Here is a 16,841-nt window from a genome sequence, read left to right as displayed (position 1 = left end):
CGCGTCCGACTTGACCGATGCAGTAAGCTGATGGATTACCCACCCTACTACCGCCCCGTGCGGATGGTCCTTCGCGCCCCATGCAGATCCGCCGCCTCGCCCTGCACCAACTGCGTCGCTTCAGTGCGGTGGACCTGTCGCCGCAGCCAGGATTGAACCTGCTGACCGGCGACAACGGTGCCGGCAAGACCAGCGTGCTCGAGGCCCTGCACCTGATGGCCTATGGCCGCAGCTTTCGCGGCCGGGTTCGGGATGGCCTGGTCCGTCAGGGCCAGGAGGCGCTGGAAATCTTCGTGGAATGGGACGAGCAGCGCGCCCATCACCCGCCCCATCGCCGCAAGGCAGGCCTGCGCCACAGTGGCCAGGACTGGAAAGGCCGATTGGACGGCGAGGACGTCGCGCAGCTGGGCAATCTCTGTGCTGCGCTGGCGGTTGTCACCTTCGAGCCAGGCAGCCATGCGCTGGTGAGCGGCGGTGGAGAACCCCGTCGTCGCTTCCTCGATTGGGGCCTGTTCCACGTGGAACCTGATTTCCTGTCCCTGTGGCGCCGCTACTCGCGGGCACTGAAGCAGCGCAATGCGCTGCTCAAGCAGGGTGGACCATCGCGTATGCTCGATACCTGGGATCACGAGCTGGCCGAGGCGGGAGAACCGCTGACCAGCCGCCGCCAGCACTACCTGGAGCGACTGCAGCAGCGCACGGTGTCGTTGGCAGCCACCCTGGCCCCGCAACTTGGGATTCAGGGGCTGGAATTGAGCCCAGGCTGGCGTCGCCATGAGCTTCCTCTGGCCGATGCCCTGCTTCTGGCCCGCGAACGGGATCGCCAGGCCGGTTACACCTCGGTCGGCCCGCACCGCGCAGACTGGAGCGTGGATTTCCACAACATTCCCGGTCGCGACGCGCTGTCACGGGGGCAGGCCAAGCTGACCGCGCTGGCGTGCCTGCTGGCGCAGGCCGAGGACTACGCGGAGCAACGCGGCGAGTGGCCGGTGATCGCACTCGATGATCTGGCCTCGGAGCTGGATCGCACCCACCAGGCGCGGGTCCTGCAGCGTCTGCTCGATGGCCCGGCGCAGATCTTCATTACCGCCACCGAAACCCCGTCGGCGCTGCAGGACCTCGCTGATATCACCCGGTTCCACGTGGAACATGCACAGATCGTGGCTGTGCCATAGTGGTGACCCCAGGGCCGCTCGACCCCGGCTGGTATAATTCGGGTTGGAATCCTTTCATTCTCGGCACATCGCCTCGCGCGGTGGCCGACCTGCGGAGCCTACGGCAAGCGCAATGAGCGACGAACAGAACACCCCGGCAAACAACGGCAATTACGACGCCAACAGCATTACCGCCCTGGAAGGCCTGGAGGCTGTCCGCAAGCGTCCCGGCATGTACATCGGTGACGTGCATGACGGCACCGGTCTGCACCACATGGTGTTCGAGGTCGTCGACAACTCGATCGACGAAGCGCTGGCCGGCCATGCCGACCACGTGGCAGTGACGATCCACACCGATGGCTCGGTCTCGGTGTCCGATAACGGTCGCGGCATCCCGACCGGCAAGCACGAGCAGATGAGCGCCAAGCTGGGCCGCGAGGTTTCGGCAGCCGAAGTCGTGATGACCGTGCTGCACGCAGGCGGCAAGTTCGATGACAACAGCTACAAGGTGTCTGGCGGCCTGCACGGCGTGGGCGTCAGTGTGGTCAACGCGCTGTCGCAGAAGCTGCTGGTGGATGTGTTCCAGAACGGCTTCCACTACCAGCAGGAATTCAGCAACGGTGCGGCCGTGACCCCGCTGGCCAAGCTGGAAACCACCACCAAGCGCGGCACCACCGTGCGCTTCTGGCCGTCGACCGTGGCGTTCCACGACAACGTGGAATTCCACTACGACATCCTGGCTCGCCGCCTGCGCGAACTCTCGTTCCTCAATTCCGGCGTCAAGATCGTCCTTGCGGATGAGCGTGGCGACGGCCGTCGCGACGACTTCCACTACGAAGGCGGCATCCGCAGCTTCGTGGAGCATCTGGCGCAGCTGAAGACCCCGCTGCACCCGAACGTCATCTCGGTCACCGGCGAGCACAACAACATCGTCGTGGACGTGGCGCTGCAGTGGACCGACTCCTACCAGGAGACGATGTACTGCTTCACCAACAACATCCCGCAGAAGGACGGCGGTACCCATCTTGCCGGCTTCCGTGGTGCGCTGACCCGTGTGCTCAACAACTACATCGAGCAGAACGGCATCGCCAAGCAGGCCAAGATCAACCTGACCGGCGATGACATGCGCGAAGGCATGATCGCGGTGCTGTCGGTGAAGGTGCCCGACCCGAGCTTCTCCAGCCAGACCAAGGAAAAGCTGGTCAGCTCCGACGTGCGCCCGGCCGTTGAAAACGCCTTCGGCGCACGCCTGGAAGAATTCCTGCAGGAAAACCCGAACGAAGCCAAGGCCATCGCCGGCAAGATCGTCGACGCCGCGCGCGCACGTGAAGCGGCGCGCAAGGCCCGCGACCTGACCCGCCGCAAGGGCGCGCTGGACATCGCCGGCCTGCCGGGCAAGCTGGCCGACTGCCAGGAAAAGGATCCGGCGTTGTCCGAGCTGTTCATCGTCGAGGGTGACTCGGCAGGTGGCTCGGCCAAGCAGGGTCGCAACCGCAAGAACCAGGCGGTGCTGCCGCTGCGCGGCAAGATCCTCAACGTGGAACGCGCGCGCTTCGACCGCATGCTGTCGTCGGACCAGGTCGGTACGCTGATCACCGCGCTGGGCACCGGCATCGGCCGCGACGAGTACAACCCGGACAAGCTGCGTTACCACAAGATCATCATCATGACCGACGCCGACGTCGACGGCGCGCACATCCGCACCCTGCTGCTGACGTTCTTCTACCGTCAGATGCCGGAGCTGATCGAGCGCGGTTATGTCTACATCGGCCTGCCGCCGCTGTACAAGATCAAGCAGGGCAAGCAGGAGCTGTACCTGAAGGACGACCCGGCGCTGGACAGCTATCTGGCCAGCAGCGCGGTGGAAAACGCAGCGCTGGTGCCGGCCGCTGGCGAACCCGGCATCGAAGGCCTGGCGCTGGAAAAGCTGCTGCTGGCCTACGCCGCGGCGCTGGATTCGATCGAACGCAACGCGCACCGCTACGACCGCAACCTGCTCGAAGCGCTGGTCGATTTCGTGCCGATGGACATGGACAGCCTGCGCACTGCCGGCGAAGGCGAAGGCCTGGATGCACTGGCCAAGCGCCTCAACCAGGGCAGCCTGGGCAGCCCGCGCTTCAGCCTGGAACTGCAGGAAGCCAACGACGAGCGCCCGGCCGCCGTGCTGGTGACCCGTCGCCACATGGGCGAGCAGCACATCCAGGTGTTGCCGATGTCGGCCTTCGAAAGCGGCGAACTGCGCGCGATCCACCAGGCCTCCAAGCTGCTGCACGGCCTGATCCGCGAGGGTGCGACCATTTCCCGCGGCGCCAAGTCGATCGAAGTGGACAGTTTTGCCAAGGCGCAGAACTGGCTGCTCGAAGAGGCCAAGCGCGGCCGCCAGATCCAGCGATTCAAGGGTCTGGGTGAAATGAATCCGGAGCAGCTGTGGGACACCACCGTGAACCCGGAAACCCGTCGGCTGCTGCAGGTGCGCATCGAAGATGCCGTTGCCGCCGACCAGATCTTCAGCACCCTGATGGGCGATGTGGTTGAACCGCGTCGCGATTTCATCGAGGACAACGCGCTGAAGGTCGCCAACCTGGATATCTGACACAATCGGGACACGGCCGGTGCGCGGGGAGGCGCGCCGGCCTTCGCCCCTTGAACGCAGGTACCTGATGTCCGCTTCCGCCCCGGTTTCCGCCCCGCCCCCGATTCCGCCGGCCTCGGCCGCGCCGCGCGCCGGTTCCCCGTTGGCGGGTTTCTTCATCGACCTGGGCATCGCCACTGTCACCCTGTTCGCCTTGAGCGTGATCACCGGGCTGTTCTGGGGGTTCTACCGCGCGATCGTGGTCAGCCATGCCAATGCCGAGGCCCAGGGGGGCGTGCTGTCGCCTGACGCGGTTGGCGCGGCGGTTGGCCAGCCGGGTGCACTGGCGCAGATCCTGATGGCCTTGATCGCCACCGGCGGCGCCGCTCTGGTGGTGTATTTCTGGCGGCGTCCGGCCACCTCGGACGAGCGCTCCGCCTCCCGCCAGGCGCTGCTGCGGCCTTCGACCTGGGGCTGGACCGTGCTGGTGGCTGCGCTGATCGTGATCGGCAGCAATGGCATCGCCTTCCTGGCCAAGCAGTTCGGCATCGAACCGGTGCCGACCAACGTGGAACTGATGCAGAACGCGATCGCGCGTTTCCCGTTGTTCCTCGTGTTGTTCGCCGTGGTGCTGGCGCCGGCCTACGAGGAACTGCTGTTCCGCCGTGTGTTGTTCGGGCGCCTGTGGAAAGCCGGCCGTCCCTGGCTGGGCATCATCCTCAGCAGCCTGGCGTTCGCCCTGGTCCACGAAGTGCCGGGAATGAGCAAGAATTCCCTGCCGGGCATGCTCCAGCTGTGGCTGGTGTATGGCGGCATGGGCGCTGCGTTCTGCTGGCTGTACCGCCGCACCGGCACGTTGTGGGCCGCGATCACCGCGCATGCGCTGAACAATGCCGTTGCACTTGCCGCGATGGTGTTCCTGGGGTCAACGTAACGCCGTGTCCGCTTGACGAAAGATTAAGCCGGTACGCTACACACTGCGGACATGAACACGGGGGAGCTTCCATGAAACAACTGCTGCTGGCCCTTGTCATCACCACCCTGGTCAGCGCCTGCGCGACCACGACGTCCCCGACCGGGCGCCGACAGATGGTGGGCGGCGTCTCCCAGGCCCAGCTGGACCAGCTGGGCGCACAGGCGTTCGCCGAAACCAAGCAGAAGGAAAAAATCAGCACTGACGGCCGCCAGAACGGTTACGTGCAGTGCGTGGTCAATGCGCTGGTCGCGCAGCTGCCAGCCCAATACCGTGGCGTACGGTGGGAGACGGCGGTATTCGTCGACAAGGAGCCGAACGCGTTCGCCCTGCCCGGCGGCAAGGTGGGCGTGAACACCGGCATCTTCACCGTGGCGAAGAACCAGGACCAGCTGGCTGCCGTGATCGGCCATGAGATCGGCCATGTCATCGCGCGTCACCACGAAGAGCGCATCACCCGCCAGATGGGCGCGCAGACCGGCCTGGCCGTGCTCGGCGCACTGGCCGGGGCCGCTTACGGCGAGGGCGCTGCCAGCACCGTGAACCAGCTCGGTGGGATGGGCGCGCAGACCGCGTTCCTGCTGCCGGGCTCGCGTACCCAGGAAAGCGAGGCCGACGTGATCGGCCAGCGACTGATGGCCCAGGCCGGTTTCAACCCGGCGCAGGCGGTCGATCTTTGGCAGAACATGATGGCCGCCAGTGGCGGTCGCAGCCCACAATGGCTGTCCACCCACCCCGACCCGGCCAACCGGATCCAGGAGTTGCGACGCGATGCACCGGCGCTGACGCCGGTCTATCAGCAGGCGCAGGCGGCCGGACTGCGGCCAAAGTGCGGATGAGTGCGCAGTTCTATGCTGTATTGCAGCACATAAAACGATTTCTCACGCCATCTGTTTCTGATACGTTTGGCGGCTCAGATTTTTCTGACAGTCCGACTTTGCCGCTAACCGGCGGTTCGATCGAGGTGAACGATGATTTTGCGTAACCACAAAGCTGTGCTTTCCGTCCTCGTCGCGACCGCCCTGACCGGCGCCGTGGTCACCGATGCCTTCGCGCAGTCCTCGCGTTCGTCCGAGCGTGGCAACCGCGGCGGCAGCAAGCAGGCCAAGGCCGAAGCGCTGTACCCGAATGCGACCCGCCAGGAGCCGACCGTCAAGGCCTCGGCCAAGATGGGCAGCAAGCTGCAGAAGATGATCGACAGCTACAACAAGGAAAAGTTCCCGGAGACCCGCGAACAGGCTGACGCGATCCTGGCCGACAGCGCCTCGAACGAGTACGACAAGTCGCTGGCCGCGCAGCTGGCCTCGCAGGCCGCCTACCAGACTGACGACACTCCGGCGGCGATCGCCTATCTGAAGCAGGTCATCCAGTTCAACGGCCTGGACAACAACGGCCACTTCCAGTCGATGCTGATGCTGGGCCAGCTGCAGATGCAGGACGACAAGACCGCCGAAGGCCTGGCCACCCTCGACAAGTACTTCGCCGAGAGCAAGTCGACCAAGCCGGAAGAACTGATTGCCAAGGGCCAGGCGCTGTACCAGCTGGAGCGCTACCAGGAAGCGATCCCGGTGCTGAAGCAGGCCATCGCCGGCGCCACCGAACCGAAGGACAACTGGAACCAGCTGCTGATGGCGGCCCTGTCCGAAGCCGGCCAGTCCGGTGAAGCGGTCAAGGAAGCCGAGGCACTGGCGGCCAAGAACCCGAACGACAAGAAGGCCCAGCTGAACCTGGCCAGCATGTACATGCAGGCCGACCAGATGGACAAGGCGGCTGCGGTGATGGACAAGCTGCGCAGCAGCGGCCAGCTCACCGAAGAGCGCGAGTACAAGCAGCTGTACTCGATCTATGCCAACACCGAGCACAAGGAAAAGGACGTCATCGCGGTCATCAACGAAGGGTTGCAGAAGGGCATCCTGAAGCCGGATTACCAGGTCTACCTGGCGCTGGCCCAGTCCTACTACTACTCCGACCAGGTGCCGCAGGCGATCGACGCGTGGCAGAAGGCCGCCCCGCTCTCCAAGGACGGTGAGACCTACCTGAACCTGGCACGCGTCCTGCATGCCGAAGGTCGCATCCCGGAGGCCAAGCAGGCCGCCCAGCAGGCGCTGGCGAAGGGTGTGAAGAACCAGGCTGATGCCAAGAAAATCATCAACCTGAAGTAAGTAGGAATAACGCCTGAATGCCTGCTCGATTGATGCGCAGGCGCTCAGGATTGGTATAAGCTTGGAGGTTCCTGCGGTGTCATGCACCGCTGATCAGGGATTCCGCCCCCGGCATCCCGGCCCCACTATTGAGCTCTTGGCGCATGACGGAACAACTAGTCGTTCACCGGTACGAACAACCCGATGACAAGGGGCTGAGCTGGCCTCGCATCGTCGGCATCGCGTTTGTAATTGCCCTGCATCTGGCCGCCTTCATGATGCTCCTCATTCCCGCCGTGGCTCCCAAGGCCGTTGCGGAGAAGGAGCGCAACGTCATGGTGACCATCGTCGACGCACCGCCGCCGCCGCCCCCGCCGCCGCCGCCGCCGCCGCCGACAGATACTCCGCCGCCGCCGGTGAAGAATCTGTCGCCGCCGAAGCCGTCGCCGGTCCCGCCGCCGCCGCAGGCGCCGGTCGTGGACGTGCCGGAACCGCGCCCGAACGACATCGTCACCCCGCCGTCGCCGCCGTCGCCGCCGGCACCGCCGACCTCGATCGAGGCCAGCGTGGACATCTCGTCGAAGGCCATGAATCCGCCGCGCTACCCGCCGGCAGCCTTCCGCGCCGGTATCCAGGGCGAAGTGATCCTGATCATTGATGTCGATGCCAGCGGCAACGTCACCAATGTCACGGTGGAAAAGTCCAGCCGTAACCGCGACCTGGACCGTGCTGCGATGGAAGCAGCTCGCAAGTGGCGCTTCAACGCCGCTGAATCTGGCGGTAAGAAGGCGGCAGGTCGCGTTCGCGTCCCGGTCAACTTTGCGCTGAACTGATGGGCCGGGTGGCTGCCGGCCACCCCCGCCCACGGTTCGATTGTTTAGCTTAGCTACACCCTTTATCACCACACACAACAAAGGTAAGCGTCATGCTGCAGGAACTTTTCATCGCCGCTGCTGCCGGGGGCAATCCGTCCAACGCCCTGTCGCAGATGGGCTTCGAGCACCTGATCCACGAAATGACCACCAAGCCGGGTGATTTCGCGGTTTCCTGGGTCGTGCTGCTGACCCTGATCGTGATGTCGGCCATGTCCTGGTACTGGACCGTCATCAACATCTTCCGTTCGGTTCGTCTGAAGAGCGCTGCTGATCGCGTCGTCAGCCTGTTCTGGGACACCCCGAACGCACAGGACGCCATCCGTGCGATGGAAGAACAGCCGGCTTCCGAGCCGTTCTCGAAGATCGCCCTGGACGCTGCCCAGGCAGCTGCCCACCACCAGCGCGCTGAAGGCGGTGCCACCGGCGGCGTCGGTGAGAACCTGAGCCGTTCGGAGTTCGTCGACCGCGCCCTGCGCCAGGCCGTCACCCGCGAAAGCAACAAGCTGCAGTCGGGCATGACCCTGCTGGCGACCGTCGGTGCGACCGCTCCGTTCGTCGGTCTGCTGGGTACCGTGTGGGGCATCTACGGCGCGCTGATCAAGATCGGTGCCACCGGCTCCGCTTCGATCGACGCCGTTGCCGGCCCGGTGGGTGAAGCGCTGATCATGACCGCGATCGGTCTGTTCGTCGCAATCCCGGCCGTGTTCGCCTTCAACTTCTTCAGCAAGGTCAACAGCGCGACCATCAGCAAGTTCGATACCTTCGCGCACGACCTGCACGACTTCTTCGCCACCGGTTCGCGCGTCCGCTAATTGCGACGCGCTGTACCCAGCGAGAACGTAGTCAACACGATCTAGACGGAGCCCGTTATGGCTTTCAGTAGTGGTAACAGCGGCGGCCCCATGGCCGACATCAACGTTACGCCCCTCGTGGACGTGATGCTGGTGCTGCTGATCATCTTCATCATCACGGCGCCCCTGATGTCCCACAAGGTCAAGGTGGATCTGCCGGAAGCCAACCTGATCCAGAAGCCGGAAGACGCTGAAAAGCGTGCCGGCCCGATCACCCTGGCAGTCAAGGAAGACGGCTCGATCTACTGGAACGACGAAGAAATCAACAAGCAGACTCTCGAGTCGCGCTTGGCGACCGCCGCCCAGCAGACCCCGCAGCCGCCGCTGAACCTGCGTGGTGACCGCACCACCAAGATGCGCGTCATCAACGACCTGACCAAGGTCGCGCAGGAGCAGGGCATGCTGGACGTCGGCTTCGTCGCGACCAAAGAAAAGGGGCAATAAGCCATGGCATTCAGTAGTGGTGGTGGCAAGGGCCCCATGGCAGACATCAACGTCACGCCCCTCGTGGACGTGATGCTGGTTCTGCTGATCATCTTCATCGTGACCGCGCCGATCATGACGTACCCGATCGCCGTTGACCTGCCGCAGCGCGTGCTCAACCCACCGCCGCAGCTGGTCGAACCGCCGCCGCCGATCGAGCTGAAGATCGACGCCAGCAACCAGGTCTCGTGGAACAACAGCCCGATCAATACCGGCGAGCTGCAGCAGCGGATGGAGCAGGAGGTCCAGCGTGACCCGACCAACCAGCCGGAACTGCGCATCGACGCCAGCCCGGATTCCGAGTACGACGTGATGGCCAAGGTCCTGGCCGCCGCGAAGAATGCTCAGATGAAGAAGATCGGTTTTGTGCAGCAGTAATCGCTACACCGCAACACCACAGTCATGACGCGACTGCAGACGCCCCTGGAAACAGGGGCGTCTTTTTTTATCCCTGACGGCCCGGGCCGCTATGATCGGCGGATGCTCGCCCTCTTCGACTCCCTGCGCCACTGGCTCGACGGCATCGCCCACCTCGGCACGATCCTGGCGGTGGCCTACCTGCTGTACCTGTTCGCCCTGGCGGGCTGGATCATGCTGCAGAAGCGCGAGCCCGTCGCGACGCTGAGCTGGATCCTGTCGCTGGCGTTGCTGCCGTACCTGGGCCTCTTCATCTACTACCTGCTCGGCCCGCAGAAGGTGAAGCGGCAGCGCCTGCGCCGTGGCCGTGCGCGTTCGGGCATGGAGCACTACAGCGACGTCTGCCCACCCGATGCGGACTGTACCGAGCTGGCCAAGATCGCCCAGGCCACCACCGGGCTGGCACCGAGCAGTGCCACCGAAGTGACCTGGCTGGTGGATGGCGCCGCCACCTACGCGGCCCTGCTGGAAGCCGTCGCACAGGCGCGCGACCACGTGCATCTGGAGTACTACATCTTCAACCCGGACCACGCCGGCACCGCGCTGCGCGATGCCCTGGTCGAGCGCGCCCGTGCCGGCGTGCAGGTGCGCCTGCTGCTCGATGCGGTGGGCTCTTCCGCCCTGCCCCGCCGCTTCCTGCAACCGCTGCTGGATGCGGGCGGTGAAGCGATCTGGTTCCACCCGCGACAGCTGCTGAAGCCGTTCAAGCGCCCCTGGCTGAACCTGCGTACCCATCGCAAGCTGGTAATCGTGGACGGCCGCCTGGCCTTCACCGGCGGCATCAACATCACCGACGACGAAGACGAGAGCCGCCGGGCCGACGCCTACCGTGACCTGCACATGCGCATCCGCGGCCACGTGGTGCGCAGCCTGCAGCTGGTGTTCGCCGAAGACTGGCTGTACGCCAGCGGGCAGGACCATTCGCGCTTCGACATCGCGCGGCTGTGGCCGGCGGACATGCCGCTGCGTGCGGACGGACCGATCAGCGCGCAGGTGCTGGTCTCCGGCCCGGACTCCGGCTGGGAAACCATCCACCGCCTGCATGTGGCCGCGATCCAGGAAGCACACGAACGCGTCTGGCTGGTCACGCCCTACTTCGTGCCCGGCGAGGCCGCCCGCATGGCGCTGACCTCGGCGGCGCTGGGCGGCCTGGACGTACGCCTGCTGGTGCCGAAGATGAGCGACTCCTGGTTCGTCACCCAGGCCGCGCGCTCCTACTTCGACGAGCTGCTGCATGCCGGCGTGAAGATCTACGAGTACGGCCCGCGCATGCTGCATACCAAGGCCTTCATCGCCGATGACGATGTCTGCATCGTCGGCAGCGCCAACTTCGACCATCGCAGCTTCCGGCTGAACTTCGAGCTGTCGATGATGATCAGCGACCGTGACCGCGTCGCCGCCCTGGCCGAGCTGCTGCAGGGCGAATTCGATCGTGCCACCCGCGTGCACGACCAGGCCGGCCGCTCGCTGTGGCTGCACCGCCTGCCCGAGGCGTTCGCGCGGCTGGCCTCGCCGCTGCTCTGACGCAGCGCTACACTGCGCCGATCATCCGGGGAGCCCGACTATGTACTGGTTGTACCTGCTGCTGGCGCTGGGCTGTTTCGCCTTTGCGCTGAAGACCCCCAGCGCCGGGCTGATGACCCTGTGCCTGCTGGCTGCCCTCGCCTTCCTGCTGGCCTGGGTACGCGGCCGTTACGTGGCCCGCTTTGGCGACCTGCAGCGCGACCCAGCCACCCTGGTCGATGCCGAGGAACTGCGGCGCCTGCGCGAACAGGCCCAGGCCCGTCGCACCGATGACGGCAACGACCACGATCCGTCCCCTCTTTCCAAGTAGTACCGTTCCATGACCCAGCTCAGCGTCAACGTCAACAAGATCGCCGTCCTGCGCAATTCGCGTGGCGGTGCCGAACCGGACGTGGTGCGCGCCGCCCAGGCCTGCCTGGATGCCGGTGCACATGGCATCACCGTGCACCCGCGGCCGGACCGCCGCCATATCACCGCCGAGGACGTGCTGGCCCTGTCCACGCTGACCCGCGCCCGTGGCGTCGAGTTCAACATCGAAGGCAACCCGTTCGCACCGCCACGCGAGGGTTACCCGGGGTTGCTGCCGCTGTGCGCGCAGACCCGCCCGGCACAGGCCACCCTGGTGCCGGACGGCGACGGCCAGATCACGTCCGACCATGGCTTCGACTTCGAACGCGACGGCGAGCGCCTGCGCCCGCTGATCGCCGAGCTGAAGGCGATGGGCTGCCGGGTCAGCCTGTTCGTCGATGCTGGCAATCCGTTGCTGGAGCAGGCAGCTGAAGTCGGCGCAGACCGCATCGAGCTGTACACCGGCCCCTATGCGGAAGCGCACGCGGCCGGCGATGCCGAGACGATGCTGGCGCTGTTCGCCACCGCTGCGCGTCGAGCGCAGGCCGCCGGCCTGGGCGTCAACGCTGGCCACGATCTGTCGCAGGACAACCTGCGCGACTTCCTGGCCCACGTGCCGGATGTGCTGGAGGTGTCGATCGGCCACGCACTGATCGGTGAAGCGCTGTATGACGGCCTGGACGCCACCGTGCGCGGGTACCTGGCGCTGCTCTGACCCCTCCCCTGCAGAGTCGAGCCATGCTCGACTGCCCCGGGACGGATGGGAAATGGAGTCGAGCATGGCTCGACTCTATAAGGGGCTGAACCCTTCAGACGGCCGTCGCAGCCGTTGAGACGGTCGCGGCGTACCCTGCGTCCATGGGTATTGCGATCAAGGGCCGAGGTTCCACGTCCCACCTTGCCGGGCGCTTTGAAAGCACCGTCAGCGAGGCGGTGGATGATGGCTGGGCCGTCGATGAGAGCGAAGAGTTCCTCGCCCCACGCCTGCGCACCGAGGTGCGCGCCGAAACCGCACGCAGCATCATCACCCGGAACAACTCACCGGACGTCGGCTTCAGCCAGTCGGTGAATCCGTATCGCGGCTGCGAGCATGGCTGCTCGTACTGCTTTGCGCGCCCCTCGCATGCCTATCTGAACCTGTCGCCGGGCCTGGATTTCGAGACCAAGCTGTTTGCCAAGACCAATGCGCCGCAGCTGCTGCGCAAGGAGCTGTCGAAACCGGGTTACGTGCCGCAGCCGATCGCGCTGGGCATCAACACCGATGCCTACCAACCGATCGAGCGCAAGTTCAAGCTGACCCGTCAGTTGATCGAAGTGATGCTGGAGACGAAACATCCGTTCTCGTTGATCACCAAGAACGCGCTGGTCGAGAGGGATATCGATCTGCTCGCGCCGCTGGCCGCGGAGAACCTGGTCAGCGTGCACTTCTCGGTGACCTCGCTGGACCCGCATCTTTCCGCAAAGCTCGAACCGCGCGCGTCGGCACCGCATGCGCGGCTGCGCGCGATGAAGCGGCTGCATGAGGCCGGTATTCCGGTCGGGGTGATGGTGGCGCCGGTGATTCCATGGATCAACGACAGCGAACTGGAAGCCGTGCTGGACGCCGCGCATGACGCCGGCGCCAGCACCGCGGGTTACGTGCTGCTGCGCCTGCCACTGGAAGTGGCACCGCTGTTCCGCGATTGGCTCGATACCCATCACCCGGATCGCGCCGCGCACGTGATGAGTACCATCCAGCAGCTGCGCGGTGGCAAGGACTACGACAGCCAGTTCGGCACGCGCATGCGCGGCGAAGGCGTGTATGCGGACCTGTTGAACAACCGCTTCAAGCTGGCGCGCAAGCGCCTCGGGTTCAATGCGCAGAACAGTCATTGGCCGAAGCTGGATTGCAGCCGGTTCCAGAAGCCGCTGCCGCCGAAGAAGGATTCGCCGCAGGGCTCGTTGTTCTGAGTAGGGTCGAGGCAAGCTCGACCCTACTCGAGGCTACGCGCCAAACAACTTCTGCGCGCTCTGGAACAGGATCCAGCTGGTGGCGATGAACTTGTCGCCGCCCTGCGGACGGTTGCCACGATGGGTGTGGGTGAACGCCGTCGGCGCAATGAGCAGGCTGCCGGTGCGCGGGGCGATCTTGCGGCCCTGGAACAGGAACTCGGTTTCGCCTTCGTCGAAGTCTTCGTTGAGGTACAGCGTCCACAGCACGTGCCGGTGCAGGGTCTCGGCCTGCGCATCCTTCGGGTACAGCTCGCAGTGCCAGTACGGGTAGCCGCCTTCGCCCGCCGCGTACCATTGCAGGTTGATCGCGCCCGGACGCAGGCAGGTGCGGGCCAGGTCGGCCAGCTGCTGCGGCGGCATGTCGGGGAAGTCCTCGGCAGACAGGCGTCGCGGCTGGCCATTGCTGTCCTGGATCTGCAACATCAGCGGAGCGATCAACGCCTGTGGATAACGGCGTAGATAAGTCAGCAGGCCGTTGAACACCGCGATCTGCAGCTGCTGGTCGACATCCTGCCAGCCGTCCAGTCCACTGATGCGCAGATCCTTGCTGTGCTTGAGTTCCGGGAACACACCACTGCCCACCGCACCGGGCAGCAGGCCACGCGTTGCACGCATGCGCTCGACGATCGCCGCGCAGACGTCGCTGGGGACGGCATTGTGGATGACTTCGATGAAATCGACCGGGCCCTGCTCGTGCATGCGTGCATTCCTTAGGCGGCAATGGCTCGATGGTGCCGTTTGCCGCCCGTGGTGTCACCCCACGGTCATGTCATCGCTCTGCCATGACCGTTGTCGGTGACGGCCCTCAGCGCTGCGCGTCGTCGTGCGCGTGGTGGTAGCGCACGGCTTCGGCCACTTCCTCGCGCGAGCCGAGGAACACCGGGACGCGCTGGTGCAGCTGGTCAGGCTGGATATCGAGGATGCGCTCGCGGCCGGTCCAGGCGGCGCCACCGGCCTGTTCGACCAGCAGGCCCATCGGGTTGGCTTCGTACATCAGGCGCAACTTGCCGGCCTTGGACGGGTCCTTCTTGTCCCACGGGTAGATGAAGATGCCGCCGCGGGTCAGGATGCGATGCACGTCGGCGACCATGCTGGCGATCCAGCGCATGTTGAAGTTCTTGCCGCGTGCGCCTTCCTTGCCGGCCAGCAGATCACCGACGTAGGCCTGCATCGGCGCTTCCCAATGACGCTGGTTAGACATGTTGATGGCGAATTCCTGGGTGGCTGCCGGAATCTGCATGTTCTCGGTGGTCAGCACGAATTCGCCCTTCTCGCGGTCCAGGGTGAAGGCGTGGGTGCCGTGGCCGACGGTCAGCACCAGCTGGGTGCTGGGCCCGTAGATGCAGTAACCGGCGGCGATCTGCTTGCTGCCCGGCTGCAGGAACGCGTCATCGCCCGGCAGTTCGACGTTGGTCGGGCAGCGCAGTACCGAGAAGATGGTGCCGACGGAGACGTTGACGTCGATGTTGGAGCTGCCATCGAGGGGATCGAACAGCAGCAGGAAGTCGCCACGCGGATAGATGTCCGGCACCGGCTGGCTGTGGTCCATTTCTTCCGAAGCGCAGGCGGCGAGGTGGCCACCCCAGGCGTTGGCTTCGAGCAGGATCTCGTTGCTGATGACATCCAGCTTCTTCTGCGCTTCACCCTGCACGTTGCCGGTACCGGCCTCGCCGAGCACGCCGCCGAGGGCGCCCTTGCTGACGGCGATGGAGATGCTGGTGCAGGCGCGGGCGACGACCGCGATCAGCTGGCGCAGGTCGGCGTTGATGCGGCCGGCGTGCTGTTCCTGGATCAGGAAGCGGGTCAACGAAGTACGGGACATGAGCGGGCAGGTCTCGGCAGCGGGAAAACGCCTATTGTCGCCGGTCTGGCGGGGGCGTGCGTGACCGCGGGAAGGCGTAATCGTTTCCAGATGCGTTGCGCTCGTGGCGCCTTCCTTTTGTCGAGGCTCGTGGGAGGGGGAGGCGATGCAGGACACGCTGCAAGTACGTCCATGTAAGCTCGATGGCGCCATCCATGGCGCCAACGGTCCTGCATCGCCTCCCCCTCCCACGCGCTTCAGGGTTCGCCGCGAGCGCGGTGGGTGTGGCAAAGGCAGGGGCAAATGCAAAAAAACAAAGGCGCCTCGCGGCGCCTTTGTGATCAAACCACTGGTGCGTTGCTTCAGCCCTTGGCGACGGTGGCCACGGCCTTGGCGACGTATTCCAGGTTGTTCTGGTTCAGCGCGGCTACGCAGATGCGGCCGGTGCCGACGGCGTAGATGCCGAACTCGTCGCGCAGGCGCTCGACCTGCTCACGGCTGAGGCCGGAGTAGGAGAACATGCCGGCCTGCTCGTTGATGAAGCCGAACTGCGGTGCACCGGCAGCGGCCAGCTTCTCGACCAGGCCCTGGCGCAGGGCATGGATGCGCTCGCGCATCTCGGTCAGTTCCTGCTCCCACATCGCGCGCAGGTCCGGGTTGGTCAGCACGCCGGCCACCAGCGCGGCACCATGGGTGGACGGGCTGGAGTAGATGGTGCGGATCACGCGCTTGACCTGCGACTGCACGGCCTTGGCGTCAGCGGCGGTCGGCGCCACCATCGACAGCGCACCCACGCGTTCGCCGTACAGCGAGAACGACTTGGAGTACGAGTTGGCGACGATGAAGCTGTCGATGCCGGCTTCGGCGATGATGCGAACGGCGGCGCCGTCCTGCTCGATGCCCTTGTCGAAGCCCTGGTAGGCCATGTCGATGAAGGGGAACAGCTGCTTGTCCTTCAGCAGCTGCGCGACCTGCTTCCACTGGGTGACGGTGAGGTCGGCGCCGGTGGGGTTGTGGCAGCAGGCGTGCAGCAGCACCACGGTGCCGGCCTGCAGCTTGCCCAGGTCGGCCAGCATGCCGTCGAAATCGACGCCATGGGTGGTCGGGTCGAAGTAGGTGTAATCCACCACCTCGAAGCCGGCCGCGCTGAACACGGCGCGGTGGTTTTCCCAGCTCGGGTTGCTAAGCGCAACGGTGGCGTGCGGCAGCAGCTTCTTCAGCACGTCGGCGCCGACGCGCAGCGCACCGCTGCCACCCACCGTCTGCGCGGTGGTGACGCGGCCGGCGGCCAGCAGCGGCGAGTCCTTGCCGAACACCAGTTCGCGCGTGGCCTGCGTGTACGCCGGCAGGCCATCGATCGGCAGGTAGCCGCGCGGCTTGGCTTCCGCGGCGAGCTGCTGCTCGATCTGCTTGACGGCGCGCAGCAGCGGAATGCGGCCACTCTCGTCGTAGTAGATGCCCACACCCAGGTTGACCTTGGTCGGGCGGCTGTCGGCGTTGTACGCCTCGGTCAGGCCCAGGATCGGGTCGCCTGGGACCAGTTCCACGTTTGCAAAGAAGGACACGGCGGTACTCGTTCGGTAGACGGAAAGGGGGAGGAATTGCGCCACGCGGCTTACGGCTTTCCAGCCGGAAACAGCCCATCGTAACAAAGCCTGCCGGGGCTGGCCGCCGCCATCGTCATCCCCGGGCCCGTACCATGGCGTGCGT

General features: G+C 65.4%; 16 protein-coding genes. 13 read left to right on the top strand and 3 right to left on the bottom strand.

Features of this window, described 5'->3' with window-relative positions; all coding sequences use genetic code 11:
* Positions 1-80 precede the first annotated feature (80 nt).
* From recF to N440_RS19295, 13 genes are all read left to right on the top strand, one after another.
* Positions 81-1,175 carry a DNA replication/repair protein RecF gene (gene recF / locus N440_RS19355; protein WP_133936332.1) on the top strand — a complete coding sequence of 365 codons (1,095 nt, stop codon included), beginning with the start codon at positions 81-83 and terminating at the stop codon, positions 1,173-1,175.
* 112 nt (positions 1,176-1,287) lie between these two features.
* The gene (gene gyrB, locus N440_RS19350) at positions 1,288-3,747 is read left to right on the top strand and encodes a DNA topoisomerase (ATP-hydrolyzing) subunit B (protein WP_133936331.1); all 2,460 of its coding nucleotides are present in this window, start codon (positions 1,288-1,290) and stop codon (positions 3,745-3,747) included.
* A gap of 67 nt (positions 3,748-3,814) precedes the next feature.
* Complete coding sequence (locus N440_RS19345) at positions 3,815-4,660, top strand: CPBP family intramembrane glutamic endopeptidase (RefSeq protein ID WP_133936330.1); 846 nt, start codon at positions 3,815-3,817, stop codon at positions 4,658-4,660.
* Positions 4,661-4,731: 71 nt separating this feature from the next.
* Positions 4,732-5,538 carry a M48 family metallopeptidase gene (locus N440_RS19340; RefSeq protein ID WP_006479406.1) on the top strand — a complete coding sequence of 269 codons (807 nt, stop codon included), beginning with the start codon at positions 4,732-4,734 and terminating at the stop codon, positions 5,536-5,538.
* A 132-nt stretch (positions 5,539-5,670) separates the two neighbouring features.
* Positions 5,671-6,861: a tetratricopeptide repeat protein gene (locus N440_RS19335; RefSeq protein WP_006479408.1), complete on the top strand. Its 1,191-nt coding sequence runs from the start codon at positions 5,671-5,673 to the stop codon at positions 6,859-6,861.
* A gap of 254 nt (positions 6,862-7,115) precedes the next feature.
* Positions 7,116-7,673: an energy transducer TonB gene (locus tag N440_RS19330; protein ID WP_170871767.1), complete on the top strand. Its 558-nt coding sequence runs from the start codon at positions 7,116-7,118 to the stop codon at positions 7,671-7,673.
* 92 nt (positions 7,674-7,765) lie between these two features.
* Positions 7,766-8,527 carry a TonB-system energizer ExbB gene (gene exbB / locus N440_RS19325; RefSeq protein ID WP_008265438.1) on the top strand — a complete coding sequence of 254 codons (762 nt, stop codon included), beginning with the start codon at positions 7,766-7,768 and terminating at the stop codon, positions 8,525-8,527.
* A gap of 57 nt (positions 8,528-8,584) precedes the next feature.
* The gene (locus N440_RS19320) at positions 8,585-9,010 is read left to right on the top strand and encodes a biopolymer transporter ExbD (RefSeq protein WP_040006786.1); all 426 of its coding nucleotides are present in this window, start codon (positions 8,585-8,587) and stop codon (positions 9,008-9,010) included.
* A 3-nt stretch (positions 9,011-9,013) separates the two neighbouring features.
* Positions 9,014-9,427 carry a biopolymer transporter ExbD gene (locus N440_RS19315; RefSeq protein WP_004153330.1) on the top strand — a complete coding sequence of 138 codons (414 nt, stop codon included), beginning with the start codon at positions 9,014-9,016 and terminating at the stop codon, positions 9,425-9,427.
* Positions 9,428-9,529: 102 nt separating this feature from the next.
* A complete protein-coding gene (gene cls, locus N440_RS19310; protein WP_133936329.1) occupies positions 9,530-10,990 on the top strand; it encodes a cardiolipin synthase in 1,461 nt (486 codons plus the stop codon).
* A 40-nt stretch (positions 10,991-11,030) separates the two neighbouring features.
* Entirely contained in the window at positions 11,031-11,300 is a 270-nt protein-coding gene (locus N440_RS19305; protein ID WP_049457825.1) for a hypothetical protein, read from the top strand.
* Positions 11,301-11,309: 9 nt separating this feature from the next.
* Positions 11,310-12,053 (top strand): pyridoxine 5'-phosphate synthase, encoded by a 744-nt coding sequence (locus N440_RS19300; RefSeq protein ID WP_133936328.1) that lies wholly within the window; start codon positions 11,310-11,312, stop codon positions 12,051-12,053.
* Positions 12,054-12,196: 143 nt separating this feature from the next.
* Positions 12,197-13,288: a PA0069 family radical SAM protein gene (locus N440_RS19295; protein ID WP_133936327.1), complete on the top strand. Its 1,092-nt coding sequence runs from the start codon at positions 12,197-12,199 to the stop codon at positions 13,286-13,288.
* Positions 13,289-13,321: 33 nt separating this feature from the next.
* Here N440_RS19295 and N440_RS19290 read toward each other — a convergent pair whose 3' ends face one another.
* The 3 genes from N440_RS19290 to N440_RS19280 form a co-directional block, all read right to left on the bottom strand.
* Positions 13,322-14,029 carry a 2OG-Fe(II) oxygenase gene (locus N440_RS19290; protein ID WP_049457828.1) on the bottom strand — a complete coding sequence of 236 codons (708 nt, stop codon included), beginning with the start codon at positions 14,027-14,029 and terminating at the stop codon, positions 13,322-13,324.
* Between the two features lie 106 nt (positions 14,030-14,135).
* Positions 14,136-15,152, bottom strand: coding sequence for a class 1 fructose-bisphosphatase (locus N440_RS19285; RefSeq protein WP_133936326.1), 1,017 nt, complete (start codon positions 15,150-15,152; stop codon positions 14,136-14,138).
* Positions 15,153-15,493: 341 nt separating this feature from the next.
* A complete protein-coding gene (locus tag N440_RS19280; protein ID WP_133936325.1) occupies positions 15,494-16,696 on the bottom strand; it encodes an amino acid aminotransferase in 1,203 nt (400 codons plus the stop codon).
* Positions 16,697-16,841 lie beyond the last annotated feature (145 nt).

It is taken from the genome of Stenotrophomonas sp. CC22-02 (genome assembly GCF_004365115.1).
GTDB lineage: Bacteria > Pseudomonadota > Gammaproteobacteria > Xanthomonadales > Xanthomonadaceae > Stenotrophomonas > Stenotrophomonas forensis.
The sequence above is the reverse complement of the archived record's forward strand: the minus strand, read 5'-3'. Positions and strand labels throughout refer to the sequence as shown.